The organism is Streptomyces yatensis (genome assembly GCF_018069625.1).
Classification (GTDB): Bacteria; Actinomycetota; Actinomycetes; order Streptomycetales; family Streptomycetaceae; genus Streptomyces; species Streptomyces yatensis.
On the sequence record NZ_CP072941.1, the window covers coordinates 8,786,459 to 8,802,478 of the forward strand.

At 71.0% G+C, this 16,020-nt stretch carries 15 protein-coding genes; 8 read left to right on the forward strand and 7 right to left on the reverse strand.

From position 1 onward, the window contains the following. Positions 1 to 333 precede the first annotated feature (333 nt). Both J8403_RS36840 and J8403_RS36845 read left to right on the forward strand, forming a co-directional pair. Positions 334 to 1,413 carry an NADH:flavin oxidoreductase/NADH oxidase gene (locus J8403_RS36840; protein ID WP_211126953.1) on the forward strand — a complete coding sequence of 360 codons (1,080 nt, stop codon included), beginning with the start codon at positions 334 to 336 and terminating at the stop codon, positions 1,411 to 1,413. A gap of 92 nt (positions 1,414 to 1,505) precedes the next feature. Next, positions 1,506 to 1,889 (forward strand): ArsR/SmtB family transcription factor, encoded by a 384-nt coding sequence (locus J8403_RS36845; RefSeq protein ID WP_059149370.1) that lies wholly within the window; start codon positions 1,506 to 1,508, stop codon positions 1,887 to 1,889. Here J8403_RS36845 and J8403_RS36850 read toward each other — a convergent pair. From J8403_RS36850 to J8403_RS36860, 3 genes are all read right to left on the reverse strand, one after another. Further along, positions 1,803 to 3,209 carry a nucleobase:cation symporter-2 family protein gene (locus J8403_RS36850; protein ID WP_211126954.1) on the reverse strand — a complete coding sequence of 469 codons (1,407 nt, stop codon included), beginning with the start codon at positions 3,207 to 3,209 and terminating at the stop codon, positions 1,803 to 1,805. The two genes, J8403_RS36845 and J8403_RS36850, sit on opposite strands and share 87 nt — an antisense overlap. A 213-nt stretch (positions 3,210 to 3,422) precedes the next feature. After that, a complete protein-coding gene (locus tag J8403_RS36855) occupies positions 3,423 to 4,766 on the reverse strand; it encodes an FAD-dependent oxidoreductase (protein WP_211126955.1) in 1,344 nt (447 codons plus the stop codon). Positions 4,767 to 5,021: 255 nt separating this feature from the next. Beyond that, positions 5,022 to 5,699 (reverse strand): DUF305 domain-containing protein, encoded by a 678-nt coding sequence (locus J8403_RS36860; protein WP_211126956.1) that lies wholly within the window; start codon positions 5,697 to 5,699, stop codon positions 5,022 to 5,024. Between the two features lie 192 nt (positions 5,700 to 5,891). On the opposite strand from J8403_RS36860, the gene J8403_RS36865 reads away from it, so the two are divergent. Continuing rightward, positions 5,892 to 7,373 (forward strand): LVIVD repeat-containing protein, encoded by a 1,482-nt coding sequence (locus J8403_RS36865; RefSeq protein WP_211126957.1) that lies wholly within the window; start codon positions 5,892 to 5,894, stop codon positions 7,371 to 7,373. 7 nt (positions 7,374 to 7,380) lie between these two features. Here J8403_RS36865 and J8403_RS36870 read toward each other — a convergent pair whose 3' ends face one another. Further along, complete coding sequence (locus tag J8403_RS36870) at positions 7,381 to 8,019, reverse strand: TetR/AcrR family transcriptional regulator (RefSeq protein ID WP_211126958.1); 639 nt, start codon at positions 8,017 to 8,019, stop codon at positions 7,381 to 7,383. Between the two features lie 166 nt (positions 8,020 to 8,185). Beyond that, positions 8,186 to 8,899 (reverse strand): HAD family hydrolase, encoded by a 714-nt coding sequence (locus J8403_RS36875; protein WP_211126959.1) that lies wholly within the window; start codon positions 8,897 to 8,899, stop codon positions 8,186 to 8,188. A gap of 197 nt (positions 8,900 to 9,096) precedes the next feature. Between J8403_RS36875 and J8403_RS36880 the strand changes: the two genes are divergently transcribed. Next, positions 9,097 to 10,110 carry a PhnD/SsuA/transferrin family substrate-binding protein gene (locus J8403_RS36880; protein WP_211126960.1) on the forward strand — a complete coding sequence of 338 codons (1,014 nt, stop codon included), beginning with the start codon at positions 9,097 to 9,099 and terminating at the stop codon, positions 10,108 to 10,110. Between the two features lie 173 nt (positions 10,111 to 10,283). After that, positions 10,284 to 10,754 (forward strand): nuclear transport factor 2 family protein, encoded by a 471-nt coding sequence (locus tag J8403_RS36885; RefSeq protein ID WP_211126961.1) that lies wholly within the window; start codon positions 10,284 to 10,286, stop codon positions 10,752 to 10,754. A gap of 13 nt (positions 10,755 to 10,767) precedes the next feature. Here the strand turns inward: J8403_RS36885 and J8403_RS36890 are convergent, their stop codons facing one another. Next, positions 10,768 to 12,270, reverse strand: coding sequence for an FAD-dependent monooxygenase (locus J8403_RS36890; RefSeq protein WP_211126962.1), 1,503 nt, complete (start codon positions 12,268 to 12,270; stop codon positions 10,768 to 10,770). Between the two features lie 97 nt (positions 12,271 to 12,367). Here J8403_RS36890 and J8403_RS36895 point away from each other — a divergent pair, with 97 nt between their 5' ends. Continuing rightward, positions 12,368 to 13,009, forward strand: coding sequence for a TetR/AcrR family transcriptional regulator (locus tag J8403_RS36895; protein WP_211126963.1), 642 nt, complete (start codon positions 12,368 to 12,370; stop codon positions 13,007 to 13,009). Positions 13,010 to 13,039: 30 nt separating this feature from the next. Here the strand turns inward: J8403_RS36895 and J8403_RS36900 are convergent, their stop codons facing one another. Next, positions 13,040 to 13,924 (reverse strand): helix-turn-helix domain-containing protein, encoded by an 885-nt coding sequence (locus J8403_RS36900; RefSeq protein ID WP_211126964.1) that lies wholly within the window; start codon positions 13,922 to 13,924, stop codon positions 13,040 to 13,042. Positions 13,925 to 14,083: 159 nt separating this feature from the next. Between J8403_RS36900 and J8403_RS36905 the strand changes: the two genes are divergently transcribed. After that, positions 14,084 to 14,869 (forward strand): alpha/beta fold hydrolase, encoded by a 786-nt coding sequence (locus J8403_RS36905; protein WP_211126965.1) that lies wholly within the window; start codon positions 14,084 to 14,086, stop codon positions 14,867 to 14,869. Positions 14,870 to 15,220: 351 nt separating this feature from the next. Next, positions 15,221 to 16,012: a serine hydrolase gene (locus J8403_RS36910; protein WP_211126966.1), complete on the forward strand. Its 792-nt coding sequence runs from the start codon at positions 15,221 to 15,223 to the stop codon at positions 16,010 to 16,012. The last annotated feature ends 8 nt before the right edge of the window (positions 16,013 to 16,020 follow it).

Genomic DNA, 16,020 nt, shown 5'->3' on the forward strand with positions numbered 1-16,020 from the left:
ACGGCTCACTCCTTGGAGTGCGGGTGCGGGTGCGGATGCGGGTGCCGGAGGACGGCGGAACGAAAGGCGATGGAATCGGCGAGCGGATCGGCGGAGGGGAAGGTGATGTGTCCGGCATCACAGAGTCTGCACCCGACCACCGACAACCGGAGGGAGCGCATCCGCATATATCTGAGGGTGTCCGTGTCGCCGCAGGTCATGGGCGTGAGTGCCGGGCGGGGGACCAGGGGTGCTCGTACGAAGGGTTTCGTAATTTGACGATCGTCGTACTACGGTGGTTACCGTACTACCGCGCGGTCCGGCCGGGCCCCGCGAGGAGAAACGGAGACGTTCATGAGTGCCCTCTTCGAGCCCTTCACCCTGCGGTCGCTGACCATCCCCAACCGCCTCTGGATGTCACCCATGTGCCAGTACAGCGCGGATGGGGCCGAGGGTGCCGGGGTCCCGCACGACTGGCACTTCGTCCACTACGGCGCCCGCGCCACCGGTGGCACCGGGCTGATCCTGGTCGAGGCGACGGCCGTCTCCGCCGAAGGCCGCATCACCCCCGGAGACCTCGGCATCTGGAACGACACGCAGGTCGAGGCGTTCCGTAAGATCGTCGGCTTCCTCAAGGGGCAGGGCGCCGTCCCGGGCATTCAGCTCGCCCATGCCGGCCGTAAGGCGTCCACCGACGCCCCCTGGCGGGGTGGTGCGCCGCTCGCCGCCGACCAGGGGAGCTGGCGGACGCTGGCGCCGAGCCCGATTCCGTTCGACGAGGGCCATCCGGTGCCGGAGGAGCTGTCCGTGGAGCGGATCGGCGAGATCACCCGCCAGTTCGCGGACGCCGCACGGCGGGCGCTCGCGGCCGGTTTCGAGGTGGCCGAGGTCCATGGCGCCCATGGCTACCTCGTCCACGAGTTCCTCTCCCCGCACAGCAACCGCCGCACCGACGGCTACGGCGGCTCCTTCGAGAACCGCGTCCGCTTCGCCCTGGAGGTCGTCGACGCGGTCCGCGAGGTCTGGCCGGAGGACCTGCCGCTGTTCTTCCGCATCTCGGCCACCGACTGGCTGGAGGAGAACGGCTGGACCCCGGAGGACACCGTCCGGCTCGCCGCCCTGCTGAAGGACCACGGCGTGGACCTTCTCGACGTCTCCAGCGGTGGCAACGCCGCCGGTGTGCGCATTCCGACGGGGCCGGGCTACCAGGTGCGGTTCGCCGAGCGGGTGCGCCGGGAGACCGGGCTGCCGGTCGCCGCGGTCGGGCTGATCACCGAGGCGGAGCAGGCCGAGAAGATCGTCACCAACGGTGAGGCGGACGCCGTCCTGCTGGGCCGCGAGCTGCTCCGGGACCCCTACTTCGCCCGCCGCGCGGCGACCGAACTGGGCGGCCAGGTGCGCAATCCGGACCAGTACCACCGCGCGGTCCGGTAAGCCGGATCACCACCGTTCCCTCCTGGCCCGAAGTAGTACGGCGATCGTCAAACTACACTGGAGGTCACCGAACGAGGCGATGAGGAGCAGCCGTGCAGACGCAGACCACGTCGACCGGGCCCCAGCCACAGGCGACGGGGCGCTCGATGGAGCATCCACGGCGCGAGGCGATCCGCCTCGAGGATGTGCTGCACGCGCTCTCCGACCCCATGCGGATGCGGGTGGTGCGGACGCTTGCCGAGGAGTCCGCCGAGCTGACCTGCTCGGTCATCGACCTGCCGGTGAGCAAGTCCACCACCACCCACCACTTCCGGGTGCTGCGCGAATCCGGAGTGATCCATCAGATCTACCGGGGCACCGCCAAGATGAACGCGCTGCGCCGCGAGGACCTAGACGCGCTGTTCCCCGGTCTGCTCGACAGCGTCCTCGCCGCCGCGGCTCTCCAGGAGGGACGCCTCGGCGGCGACCGGGGCTGAATCCCGCCCGCCCGGCAGGTGGTTGAAGAGCAGATTGAGCGCGATCGCGGTGACGCACCCGGCGCTGATCCCGCTGTCCATCACCGTCTGGAACCAGTTCGGGAACTCCCGGTAGATCCCCGGCACGCCGACCGGCAGCAGCCCCACGGCGACCGACACCGCGACCACGGTGAGGTTGTGGTTGTCCCGGAAATCCACCCCGGCCAGCGTGCGCAGCCCGCTCGCCGCGACCGTACCGAACATCACCAGCCCCGCCCCGCCCAGCACCGGGGCCGGGATCGCCGCCACCACCGCGCCCAGCTTCGGGGCCAGCCCGAGCAGCACCAGCAGGCCGCCCGCGGCCGCCACCACCCAGCGGCTGCGCACCCGGGTCATCCCCACCAGGCCGACGTTCTGCGCGAAGGCGGTGTACGGGAAGGTGTTGAACACCCCGCCGAGCACGGTCGCGGCGCCGTCCGCGCGCAGCCCGTCGCCCAGCCGCCGCCTGTCGACCGGGCGCCCGGTCATCTCGCCCACCGCGATGAAGTCGCCGGTGGTCTCGGTCATCGTCACCAGCGCGACGACCAGCATGGACACCACGGCGGGCGTCTCGAACGTGGGGGAGCCGAAATGGAACGGGGTGGAGACACCGATCCAGTCGGCATCGCCCACCCCGGAGAAGTCGGTGAAGCCCAGCGGTATCGCGGCCGCCGTCCCGGCCACGATCCCCACCAGCACCGCGACCCGGCTCAGGAAGCCGGGTGCGAAGCGCTGCACGGTCAGGACCACGACCAGCACTCCGGCGGCCAGGCCCAGGTTCTTCGGCGCGCCGAAGTCCGCCGCGCCCTGGCCGCCGGCCGCCCAGTTGCCCGCGACCGGCAGCAGCGAGAGGCCGATGATCAGTATCACCGTGCCGGTCACCAGCGGCGGGAAGAACCGCAGCAGCCGCCCGAAGACCGGCGCCAGCAGGATCATCGCCACCCCGGCCACGATCACCGAACCGTAGATCGCGCGCAGCCCGCCGCCCTCGGTGCCGATCAGCACCATCGGGGTGACCGCCGCGAAGGTGCAGCCCTGCATGATCGGCAGCCGGACGCCGAACCGCCACAGCCCCACGCACTGCAGCACCGTGGCGATACCGCACAGCAGCAGATCGGCGTTGATGAGATACGCCAGATCGGCGGGCGACAGCTTCATCGCGCCACCGACGATCAGCGGCACGGCCACCGCACCCGCGTACATGGCCAGCACATGCTGCAGTCCGAACGCGGCGAGCCGACCGGGCGGCGGCACCTCGTCCACGGGATGACGTATGGACACGGGAGGACGTACGGACGTCATGGCGGCTCCTCGCGCGGCGACGGGATGAGCGACGGAATGGTCGACGGGACGGTCGACGGGATGGGCGGCGGGATGGGCGGCGGATCTGGGTGACGCGACCGTAGAGGGCTTAAACAATCTGTTGATTTCAGGGGTGTTGCCGCCCTGTGTCAACCCTTCTGACAGCGCGGACCCGAGGACCGCCGGCGAAGCCCGGCCGACGCCCCGCCCGGTTCAGTCCTGCTCGCGCGCCGCGCCCAGCAGCCCCGTCCAGTCCGGAATCTTCACCTTCGTACGCCCCAGCGCCGCCCCGAGCGCCTCCTCGGCCGCCTCGATCCGCAGCCAGCCGGTCCACTCCACCGGCTCCACCCCCGCCTCGCGCAACGCCCGCAGCGGATCCGCCACCACCGGGCGGGTGGCGAGTGCCTCCGCGTCGGCCAGCAGCGAGGCCACGGTCTCCTTCGCGCACGGCCGGTTGGTGCCGATCACCCCGGTCGGCCCGCGCTTGATCCACCCCGCCACGTACTCCCCGGACGAGGGCTCGCCGCCGCGCAGCACCCGCCCCGCCGCGTTGGGGACCGTGCCGCGCTCCTCGTCGAACGGCAGCCCCGGCAGGGGCACACCCCGGTAGCCCACCGACCGCAGCACCAGCGGCGCCTCGATGTCCTCGAAGACCCCGGTGCCCGCGACCCCGCCGCGCCCGTCCGGCGCGGTCCGCTCGAAGCGCACCGCGCGCACCGCGCCCTCGCCCAGCAGCGCCACCGGCCGCAGGAAGAACCGCAGATGGATCCGGCGCGGCCGGCCCACGGGCGCGCGCCGCGCCCAGTCGCGCAGCACCTCGACATTGCGCCGGTTGGCCCCCGGCAGGCCCGACGGATCCGCGTAACCCGGGTCCAGCGCCAGCTCCTCGGGGCGCACCAGCACCTCGGCGCCGGTCAGCGAGCCCAGCTCACGCAGCTCCTTGGTGGTGAACTTCGCCTGCGACGGCCCGCGCCTGCCGACCATATGGATGTCCGAGACCCGGCTCTGGGACAGCGTCCCGAGGGCGGCGTGCGGCACATCGGTGGGCCGCAGCTCCTCCGCCCCGCGGGCCAGGATGCGCGCCACGTCCACCGCGACATTGCCCACCCCGACGACGACGGCGGAGTCCGCCCCCAGCGCGAAGGCGTCGCCGGTCGCGTCGGGATGGGCGCTGTACCAGGAGACGAAGTCGGTCGCGGAGAAGCTGCCCGGCAGCTCCTCGCCGGGAACGCCGAGCCGCCGGTCGGTCGCGGCCCCCACGCAGTAGACCACCGCGTGGTAGAGCTCCAGCAGCCGCTCGGGCACGAGCGGGGGCGGGCCCACATGCACATGGCCGAGAAAACTGACCCGGGGGTGCTCCAGGACCGCGCGCAGCGTGTGCTGCAGCGACTTGATCTTCTCGTGGTCGGGCGCGACACCGTAGCGCACCAGCCCGTACGGACAGGGCAACCGGTCCAGCACATGCACCGACACCTCGGGGACAGCCTGCTGCTGGACGAGCGCTTGGGCGGCGTACACCCCGCTCGGCCCGGATCCGACGACCGCGACGCGAAGCACGAGGGAGCCCCTTCCGCAGGATGTCTCCAGCATCCCACTCGGCGGGGCGCCGTGTCCGGCACTACGCGCCGGGGGACCGGCCCGGATGACGCCTCCCGGCCACCGGTCCACGGATCCGCGAGCGCGCCGCGAGCCCGGTTCGACGAGATCCGGACCCAACGGCCCCGCACGGCCCCGTACGCCCGTGGACGTCCCGCTACGAGATCCGCCTACGCATACGAGATCCGGCTACGAATACCGGCTACGGCTGTCTGCCTACGACATCTGCAGCATCCGCCGGATCTCGCTGCTCTGCTGCGCGATCACATCGCCCGCCATCTCCTCCACCCGGACGTTGTTCCCCTGGGCCAGCACATCCGTGGCCATGGAGACCGCGCCCCGGTGGTGGGCGATCATCAGCTTGAGGAAGAGCGCGTCGAAGTCGGCGCCCTCGGCGTCGCGCAGCCGCTTGAGCTCGGCCGCGGTGGCCATCCCCGGCATCTTCGCGTCATGGCCCTCATGGGCGCCGTCGTCGCCCTTCGGCGCGCCGCCGTTGGTCTTCTGCCAGGCGCGCATCGCCTCGATCTCCGGCTTCTGCCCGGCCGCGATGCGCTCCGCGAGCCGCTTGACCTTCGCCGACTCGGCCCGGTCGTCGGCGAGGTCGGTCATCACCAGGGCCTGTGCGTGGTGCTCGATCATCATGCGGACGTAGGAGCGGTCGGCGGTGTTGGGGGAGTCGTCGTCGCCCGCCTTCGCCGCCTCCTCGGCCGACAGCTTCTTCGCCGCCTCGCCGGGTTTGCCCGGCGCGATCACCGCGGGCTTCCCGTCCTTGCCCTTCCCGGCGCCGGCCCCGCCGTCGCTCTCCGCGTCACAGCCGGTCAGGACGAGTGCCAGGGCCGCCGCCACGGCGGCCGCGAGGGATGCGGTGTGGAGCGTCGTACGGCGGTTCAACACCGTGGCCTCCTGGGGCGCTTGGGATCCGCAGACCGTCTTAGCACGTCAGCGGCGCGCCCGTGCCGGGCGCGTTGGGAAATTCTCTTTACGAACATGTTGCTACCTGTTGTGGTGTACATGGATAGAGCGATACTTCCCCCGGTCCGTCAACCGTTCAACTCCGAACGGGGACGGCGACAAAGGGAGGACGCAGTGAAGCCGTGGGAAAGACCTCCGCAGCGGCGCAGATATCTCGGCGCGGCCGCGGCCGCCTTCGGTCTGGTGGCCACCTTGCTGGCCGCGGGCCCGGCGGCCGCGACGCCCGACCCCGGTGACGCCCCGCACAAGGAGCGGGTGACGAAGAGTCAGCAGTCCGAAGCCAGGGCGGCCATCGAGAACGGCGACATCCCCGGGGTGGACCAGGTGGTCCACAGCGACAATGTCAGCCACCTCACCAACATCCCCAAGCAGGACCTCAAGGGCGTCAACTCCGACCTGGCCTTCCAGGGCACGTACGCCTTCGCGGGCAACTACGACGGCTTTGTCATCTACGACATCAGCCGGCCGAAGAGCCCGAAGATCGTGAGCCAGGTGCTCTGCCCGGGCTCGCAGAACGATGTGTCGGTCTCAGGAGACCTGCTCTTCCTCTCCACCGACTCCTCGTGCAGCGACAACTCCTGCACCAGCACCACCCAGCCCGCGACCGAGAAGTCCTCGTGGGAGGGCATGAAGGTCTTCGACATCAGCGACAAGCGGAACCCGCGGTACGTCGCCGCCGTCGAGACCTCCTGCGGTTCGCACACCCACACCCTGGTGCCCGAGCGCAAGGACGTGTACATCTACGTCTCCTCGTACGCGCCCAGCGCCACCTTCCCGGACTGCCAGCCCCCGCATGACGGCATCTCCGTCATCAAGGTGCCCCGTAAGGCGCCCGAGAAGGCCGCGGTCATCGACTTCCCCGTGCTCTTCCCGGACGGCGGAAACCCCGGCGGGCCCACCAACCCCGGCGTCTCGCAGACCACCGGCTGCCATGACCTCACCACGTTCCCCAAGCTGAAGCTGGCGGCGGGCGCGTGCATGGGCGACGGGGTCCTGCTCGACATCGCCGACCCCGCGAAGCCGCGGGTCATCGACCGGGTCGAGGACAACGTCAACTTCGCCTTCTGGCACTCGGCGACCTTCAACGAGCGCGGCACCAAGGTCGTGTTCACCGATGAGCTGGGTGGCGGCGTCGCCGCGACCTGCAACACCGAGGTGGGCCAGGACCGCGGCGCCGACGGCATCTACGACATCGTCGGCAAGGGGGACAAGCGCAAGCTGGTCTTCCGGAGCTACTACAAGATCCCGCGCCACCAGGCCGACACCGAGAACTGCGTCGCCCACAACGGCTCGCTGATCCCGGCCAAGGGCCGCGACATCATGGTCCAGGCGTGGTACCAGGGCGGCGTCTCCGTCTGGGACTTCACCGACTCCGACAAGCCCAAGGAGATCGGCTACTTCGAGCGCGGGCCGCTCTCCAGCGACACGCTCATCACCGGCGGCTCCTGGTCCGCGTACTACTACAACGGCTACATCTACTCCAACGACATCGACAAGGGCTTCGATGTCCTGAAGATCCACGACCGGCGCACCGACAGCGCCGCGTCGGTCCGGCTGCGCGAGCTCAACGCGCAGACGCAGCCCGACTACCGCTGAGTGCCCGTCAGTTCGTCCCAGCGTGGCTCCCGTCGGGCGGCTCCTCGCCCGGCGGGAGGCCGAGCTCCCAGTCGAGTCCGTAGCGGTGGAACAGCTCCGCCCGCAGCCGCTCGGGCGGCATCGGCGCCCCCGGCAGCAGCACCGCGACCACCGCGCCCATCAGCAGGGCGCGCAGCAGCCGGTAGTCGGTCTCGGGGTCCTCGGAGCCGTACCGCGTGACGGTGTCCCGCAGCAGACCGGCCAGCCGCTGCTGCTCGGGGCACTGGATGAAGCCCTCGGCCGTGAGGATCCCCGCCATATGCGTCCGCATCAGCCGCGGCCGGTCCCGGGCCAGCCCCAGGATCGCGTCGATCGCCCGCGCCAGCAGCTCCCGCCCGGTCTCCTCGCCCTCCGGGCGCGGCTCCCGCTCGAGCCCCCGGGCCAGCTCCATGTGCATCAGCCGGTGGACGGCCGTCTGCAGCAGCTGCCGCTTGCCCGGGAAGTAGTACGAGACCAGGCCGCGGGCCGCCCCGGCCCGGTCGGCGATATCGGCGAGGGTGGTCGCCTCGTAGCCGTGCTCGTCGACCAGCTCGACCGTCGCCTCCAGCAGACGGGCCTGGGATCGGCGGCGCAACTCCTCATTGACCGACGGGCTTCGGGGGACCATGCTGAAACTCCTGCGTTGGCTGGCTGTCAGCCAATATACTCAGGCGACGTTCGGTTGTCCGCCGATCCTTGAGGGCGGCCGCATGTCTCCGCCGGTTCGGGCGACACGGGGGGATCGCCCGAACCGGTGGGTTCGCCCCGTTCCGTCCTGCGGGGCCCTGGGAGGCCTACGGGGCCGTGGCGGCGTCCGGCAGCGGGCCGAGAACCGCGCGCAGCGCGTCCGGACGCCGGTCCACCGGGAGATGGTCCACCAGATGGACCCGGCAGCCCAGGGCCGCCGCCCCCGCGTCCGCCCGGCGGTCGTCGCCCACCATCACCGCGTCCCCCGGGTCCACTCCCAGCGCGTCGCACGCGGCCCGGAACAGCCTCGGGTCCGGCTTCTGGACCCCGTGCTCGTACGACAGCACATAGGCGTCCACCAGCGGATCCAGACCGTGGGCGCGGAAGACCGGCCGCAGATCCCAGCCGATGTTGCTGACCACCGCGATCCGTACCCCGCGCCGGCGCAGCTCGCCCAGCACCTCGGGGGCGTCCGGGTACGGCCGCCAGGCCGCGGGCTCCATATGGCGGTCATAGAGGGCGTCGTACAGCTCGGGGCGGGGCAGCGGCACCTCGCGGGCCATACCGGTGAAGGCGGCCCGGTGCAGCTCGGCACCGCGGTCCCGGACGGCCCACGCCTCCTCCAGGTGCGGCGGCACCGTGAGCGGCGGGGCGCCGCCGGGCAGCGCACCGGCCTCCTCCAGGCCCCGGGCGTACCGTACGACCTCCTCGTCCGGGACCTCGGTCCCGCTCCGCTCCAGCACGGTACGGAGCCAGGACTCGGCGGACTCGATGCGGAACAGCGTCCCGGAGAAGTCGAACAACGCGCCCTTGACGGTCACCGTTCACGCTCCCTCGTCTCTGCTGTGGCCAGGAGGCGGGACTTCCGGCATCGTATGCCGGCCGCGCCACCTCGTCCGGCGGATTTACGGTGGATCGGCGCACGGTTCCGGCGCGGGGCGACCGGCTCGCACCGGCACGGGAACCGGCGCCGTACAGGGCCGGTGCGGCAGGCCGGCCGCGATCGAGGGAGGCACGCATGCCGGATCCGGACTTGCGTATCGGTACGTTGCGTATCGGTACGTTCCGGTACGACACGACCCAGGCGCTGTTCGACGGGACCGCCGAGATTCCCGGGGTCCCGAACGTCGCGATGGCGACGGGGGCGACGCTGCCGGAGGTGTTCCGGCTCCTCCTCGACGGCGAGGTGGATGTCGCGGAGTTCGGCCTGACCTTCTATCTGCGCGCGCTGGAGCGGGAGGCCGATGTCATCGCTCTCCCGGTGTTCCCCAACCGGGTGTTCAGGCATTCATGCGTCTTCGTGAACCGGGACAGCGGCATCAGCGGCCCGGCCGATCTGGTGGGCAGGACGATCGGTGAGTTCGGTGTCTACGGCCAGGACTCGGGTGTGTGGGCCAAGGGCATCCTGATGGACGAATACGGCTTCCGCCCCGAGGAGAACCGCTGGGTCATCGGCGGGCTCGACACGCCGGCGCCACCGTTCGGCTTCGTCCCGCAGGTGTGGCCGGAGGGCATCGACATCAGCGCGGCACCGGAGGGCAGGGCGCTGGGCCCGATGCTCGACTCGGGGGAGCTCGACGTCCTGTTCACCGCGAATGTGCCGCAGACCGTCCTCGATGGATCGCCGCACGTCACGCGACTGTTTCCGGACTTCGAAATCCGCGAGCGGGACTACTACCGGCGCACTGGGATCTTCCCGATGATGCACACCGTCGTCGTCAGGCGAGACCTGCTCACCCGGCATCCCTGGCTGGCCCGCGCCGTCTACGAGGGCTTTCTGGCGGCGAAGGAGGCAGGAGCCCGGCGGTACCGGCAGGGACGGCGGCTGTACGAGGCCCCGTTCATGGTGCCCTGGCTGAACGCGCTGTACGAGGAGAACGCGGAGCTGATGACCGAGGACTGGTGGCCCTACGGCGTGGCCGCCAACCGCACGGCCCTCGACACACTGCTGCGCTACCACCACGAACAGGGCCTGACCGCGCACCGCTGGACGATCGAGGAGATCTTCACCCCCGACCTGCTGGAGACCTGACCGGCTGGGGCCCGCTCATCCGTGGCCGCGGCCCAACTGCCCTCCATCAGCCCGCCGGTGGGCCGCCTGGGTGCGGTGCTCCTGGGCGGCGTACGGCCTGGTCGGCGGCGTTCGACCGGCCCAGACTCGGTCGGGCAGGACAGATCCGCACCCATGGACGAGAGAGGCCCGTCATGACAGCGACCACCGACTACGCCGGCCTGGCCCGCAGACTGCACGCCCTGGAGGACAAGGAAGCACTGCGCGCCCTGATGATCCGCGGATGGCGGGCGCTGGACCGCAGGGACTGGCAGACCTGGATCGCGGGCTGGGCCGAGGACGCGGTGCTGGAGTTCGGGCCGTGGGAGAAGATCCACGGAAAGGAGGCGATCCGGGCCAAGGTGGAAGAGGTGGAATCGCCCTACGCGAGCATGCAGCACCACATCCTCAACATGCACGTCGACGTGGAGGGCGACCGGGCGACGGGGATCGGCTATATGTGGTTCGTCGCCGTCACCGCACCCGGGAGCACCTCATCCCCCTACTCCATGGGCGGCCCCTACGACTGGGAGTTCCGCCGGGGCCCGGACGGCTGGCTGCTGGTCCGCCAACGGCTCGGCGTCTGGTGGACCGACGGCGAGGACACCCTGAGGGCCTTCGCATAGGCGTCGGCCTGGCTCAGCGCACGCTCGCGAGGTCGCCGGTGAGCGCGGCCAGCAGGGTGTCGCCGCAGTCGGCGGGGGTGTCCGTAGCCCAGCAGACATAGCCGTCGGGACGGATGAGCAGGGCGGCGGCGCCCAGATCGTCGGCGCAGGTGGCGCGGACGAGGTCGACTCGTGGCGGGAGCGGAAGGTCGGCCGGGACGGCTCCGGCCAGGTCGAGCAGGACGGCGTGCCCGGAGCCGAACAAGGCCGACAGCCGGGTGGGGCCGGTTTCGGTGACCAGATCGGCGTTCGGCATGCGCCGGCCGGTGAGCGGGTGATCCCCGGGCAGGTCGTAGCGCAGCGAGAGACCCGACATCAGCCCCGCGAGATGGCGGTTGGTGTCGGGCAGGCGCAGCAGGTCGGTGACGATGTCGCGCAAGGCGGCCACGTCCTCACTCGGGTTCGGAACCGCCAGGACGCGCTGCGCCGAGGTGTGGTGCAGGACCTGGGCCGCGACCGGATGGCGCTCGGTGTGGTAGCTGTCCAGCAAGCCGCTCGGCGCCCGGTCCTGGAGGACCGCGGCCAGTTTCCACCCGAGGTTGAGCGCGTCCTGTACGCCGAGGTTGAGGCCCTGGGCGCCCAGCGGCGGGTGGATGTGCGCGGCGTCCCCGGCGAACAGGACACGGCCCGTACGGTAGTGCTCCAGTTGTCGCGTGGCATCGGAGAACCGCGAGGAGTTGTCCACGGCGCCGAGGGTGGTCTCGGGGCCGTACACGGCCTCCAGCGCGGCCGCGATCTCCTCATGGGTGACGGGGGTGTCGCGGGCGGTGTCCGCCTGGTCCGCGTGCCCGAAGGTGAACCGGTACCGGTCGCCGCCGATGGGGACCAGCATGGACCAGTAGCCGCGCGCTTGACGGGTCAGGGTGCTCATCAGTCCCATCCGCCGCGGCACCAGTGATGAGACGGCGGACAGCCGGATATCGGCCAGCACCGCCTGATGTGTTCCGGCCCGGCCGGGGAACGGCAGCCCGAGGAGTTTCCGCACCGTGCTGTGGCCGCCGTCGCACGCCACCAGATAGTGAGCCCGCGCCAGGAGGCCGTCCGCCGTGACGACCACACCGTCGTCGTCCGGCGCGACCTCTGAGACGGCGGCGCCGCGCAGTACCCGCGCGCCGGCGGCGGTCGCCCGCTCTTCGAGCACCTCCTCGATCTCCCACTGGGGGACTCCGATCGGGAAGGGGTGCTCGGTCCGCCAAGGGGTGCAGTCCAAGGGCACGGGCAGGGCCCCGAAACTGCCGCCCACCGGCTCACGCGAAATGGCCCGCCGCAGCAGCGGCTCCAGCAGGCCGCGGGACTCCAGCAGTTCGGCGGTGCGGGGCTGAATCGAGCCGCCTTTCACCTGCTGGATCCGCTGGGGCAGCTTCTCCAGCACCAGGGTCTCGACCCCGGCCAGCGCCAGTTCGTACGCCAGCATCAGTCCGGTCGGGCCCGCGCCCGCGACAACGACCTCGGTCGTGCTCTCCGTCAACACCGTCACTCCATCTCAGCTCGACGCTCCGGCTCGGCTCACTCGGGATAAATATATACCGAGTGCAGAAATCTACCAGGGGCAGTTTTCTGCTACGGTGGGCGCCGTGGACGGCAAGCCAGGGCTACGGGAACGAAAGAAGCAGCGGACCCACGCGGCGATCTCCGACGCGGCGATCGCGCTGTTCCTCGAACACGGCTTCAACCAGGTCTCGGTGGCCCAGGTGGCCGAGGCGGCCGAGGTGTCCAAGCGCACCCTCTTCGCGTACTTCCCGACCAAGGAAGACCTCGTGGTGCACCGCCTGGCCGACCACGAGACCGAATCCGCACGCGTCGTACGGGCCCGTCCGCCCGGCACCGCCCCGCTGACCGCACTGCGCGAGCACTTCCTCAAGGGGCTGCGCGAGCGGGATCCCATCACCGGGCTCAACGACCACCCCGCGGTGCGCAGGCTCCACCGCATGATCCTCGACGCCCCCTCGCTGGTGGCCCGGATGGCACGGTTCAAGACCGGCGCCGAGCACGCGCTGACCGAGGCGCTGCGGGAGACGGCGGACACTCCGGAACTCACCGCGCGGCTCGCCGCGGTCCAAATCGTCGCGGTCCACTGGGCGCTGGCGCAGGACAACGCCGAACGCCTGGCGTACGGGGAGCCGGCCGACGAGCGCTACGCGGGTGCGGTGGCCGACACGGAACACGCCTTCGCCCTGCTGGAGAACGGATTGCGGCACCTGCCCCCGCAACCGTGACGCTCCGGGCCCCCGGTCGCTGAGAGCGGGTCAGACGCCACGTGGGCCGGGGGTGCCGTACGCGGCGCGCCACGCGGCGGGCGGCAGACCGGCCTGCCGCCGGAAGAACGTGGTGAAGTTGCCGACGTCCCGGAAACCGAGGCGTCGGGCGCAGCCGCCGACCGGCAGCTCGGTGTGGGCGAGCAGCCGCTTCGCCTCCAGCAGGATGCGCTGGTCGAGGAAGGTCTTGGCGCCCGTGCCGGTGGCGGCTTGCGTGGCCCGGGTGAGGGTGCGTACGTCGTAGCCCAATGCCCGCGCGTAGTCGGCCACATGGTGCCACTCGGTGAAGCGCTTCTCGACGGTGGTCCGATAGGCGCGGAACACTTCGGTGGCTCGGCTGCCGGGGCTTGCCACGCCGGTCGAGGGCGGTGTGTCGGGGAGCGTGCGCAGGATCAGTGCCGCCAGCAGGTGGGAGAGCAGGGCGGGGGATGCCAGGCGCGGTGTGTGGACCGCCGTGCCGTGCTCGCGGCCGAGATGGTCGGCCGCGAGCAGGGCGAGGGACAGGCGCTGCTGGTCCAGGTGCCAGCACACCGGTGTGCCGGCCTCCGACGCGGTGAAGCCGGAAAGGAAGCCGGGCCGGAAGAGGATCAGCGGACCGTCGCAGGCGTCGATGTCGCTCCAGCGGTGCACCATGCCCGGCCGGATCCACACGGCGCTGCCCTCCCTCAGCCGGTAGTGGTGGAAGTCCGCTTCGTGGCCGCCGGTTCCGGAGCCGATCAGCGCGAACACATGGAAGTCGGGGCGTTGCGGCTGGGTGCGACGGCGCTGGGTGTCCATCGAACGCAGCGCGGCGAAATCCAGGACCTCCACCCCGTACGCCGCTCCCACGGCGGGCAGGTAGCGCAGCTGCCGCACCGCACTGTGTCCGTTTTCCACAACCAACGTGTTCCTTTCCACCAAGGAGCGGACACCTTCTCACCTACGGTCGACTCCGGGCCTGACCAGCAGGTCAGATTACCGGTACAGAGCCGCGGCTGGACGACGGAGTCACTTTCCGCGGCCGACAGGGAAGGCACGAGGATGAAGGAAACAACAATGACCGTTCCCGTGGCGGGCGGGTCGCTCGACGTACGAGTCGGAGGTGACAACGGTCCGGCGCTGGTGTTCGCCCACTACTGGGGCGGCTCCGCCGACACCTGGAACGGTGTGCTCGGCCACCTGCCGCCCGGGCAGGCGACGGTCCGCTTCGACCAGCGCGGCTGGGGCACCTCACGGGCGCTGCCCGGGCCCTATCACCTCGACCAGCTCGCCGACGATCTCGTCCGGGTGATCGAGGCGTGTGTGTCGGGGCCGTTCGTCCTCGTCGGCCACTCGATGGGCGGCAAGGCGAGCCAGCTCGTCGCGGCCCGCCGACCGGTCGGCCTGGCCGGCCTGGTGCTCGTCGCGCCCGCGCCGCCCCGGCCGCCCGCCATGGTGACAGAGGAGTACCGGCAGGGCCTGTCACACGCCTATGACTCGGCCGAGACGGTGGCACACGCCCTCGACCATGTTCTGACCGCCACGCCGCTGCCCGGGACGGTGCGGGCCACCGCGGAGCGCGACAGCCTCGCCGCCGATGCCGAGGCCCGGCAGGAGTGGCCCCTGCACGGAATCGCGCGGGACATCACCGATGCCGCACGGCGTATCGAGGTTCCGGTGACGGTGCTGGCCGCGGAGAACGACGTGGTGGAGCCGCCGCACATCCTGCGCGAACACCTCCTGCCCCACATCCCGCACGCGACCCTGACCACTGTCCCCGACGCCGGCCACCTGCTCCCCGCGGAAGCCCCCGGCGCCGTCGCGAAGGCCCTCGGAGACTTCCTCACGGCCCTTCAGCGCTGACCGGGTCGCTCGGGGAAGCCGGGCCGCGCGGTGTTCTTCGCCGTACCGGCCGTCGCCGCCCGGCTCGTCCGCCGCACCGCGTCCGGGCCGCCCGGGCGCTGTGCCTATTGTGGAGCGATCTTGTGAGACTCGGACGCGTTCGTGAACCTCACCCGCCGCCGACTCGTCATCCAGGGTCGGAGCACCCGGATGTCCTCGCAACGGAGCGGAGGCACCGCGTGTCCAACTGCCCCACGAAGAATGGACAAGCGCACCATGGGTCGACACCGACGAATAACCCAGCCTCCCCGGAACACCCTGGCGACAAGAGCGGCGCTGGCCGCAGGGGTGCTCGTGCCGACGATCGCCTCAGTGGGGTCGGCCCACGCCGCCACCCCGCAGGCGGCGATCTGCACCTCGGACCGGCCGGAACTCGCCCACAAGCTCTCCGAGGACATCAACTCGGCACTGGACGGCTCCGCCGCCACCACGGCGATCAGCCTCCACGACCGCACCACGAACACCACCTGCACACTGGACGCCGACCGGCACTTCGACTCCGCCAGCACGGTCAAGGTGACCGTGCTCAGCACCCTGCTGTGGGACGCGCAGAAGGACGATCGCGCCCTGACGCAGGAGGAGAAGGACCGTGCCACCGCCATGATCACCGAGTCCGACAACGACGCCACCACCGCGTTGTGGAAGCAGCTCGGGGCGGACAAGATCAATGGATTCCTGCAGACCGCGGGGATGACCAACACCGTCCTCGACAGCGAGGGCCACTGGGGGCTCACCCAGATCACCGCGAACGACGAGGAAAAGCTCCTCCAACTGGTGACCCACACCAACCCGGTGCTCAGCGATGACTCCCGCGCCTACATCCTGAAGCTGACGTCCGAGGTCATCCCCTCGCAGCGCTGGGGCACCCCGGCCGGCGCGCCGGGCGACGCACAGGTGCATGTGAAGAACGGCTGGCTGGAGCGGGCCACGAACGGCTGGCGTGTGCACAGCCTCGGCGCCTTCACCGGCGGCGACCACGACTACACGATCACGGTGCTCTCGCAGGACAACGCCACGATGGACGACGGCATCGCCAACATCGAGGGCATCGCCCGCGCGGTCCACGAGAACCTCAACGCGCCGGTGTCCGGCGCTCAGTCGTAAGGCAGCCG

Bases quoted from the DNA above. Each gene is read 5' to 3' on its own strand.
- J8403_RS36840 (WP_211126953.1), top strand. From the start codon at position 334: ATGAGTGCCCTCTTCGAGCCCTTCACCCTGCGGTCGCTGACCATCCCC.
- J8403_RS36850 (WP_211126954.1), bottom strand. From the start codon at position 3,209: ATGACGTCCGTACGTCCTCCCGTGTCCATACGTCATCCCGTGGACGAG.
- J8403_RS36870 (WP_211126958.1), bottom strand. From the start codon at position 8,019: ATGGTCCCCCGAAGCCCGTCGGTCAATGAGGAGTTGCGCCGCCGATCC.
- J8403_RS36880 (WP_211126960.1), top strand. From the start codon at position 9,097: ATGCCGGATCCGGACTTGCGTATCGGTACGTTGCGTATCGGTACGTTC.
- J8403_RS36885 (WP_211126961.1), top strand. From the start codon at position 10,284: ATGACAGCGACCACCGACTACGCCGGCCTGGCCCGCAGACTGCACGCC.
- J8403_RS36905 (WP_211126965.1), top strand. From the start codon at position 14,084: ATGACCGTTCCCGTGGCGGGCGGGTCGCTCGACGTACGAGTCGGAGGT.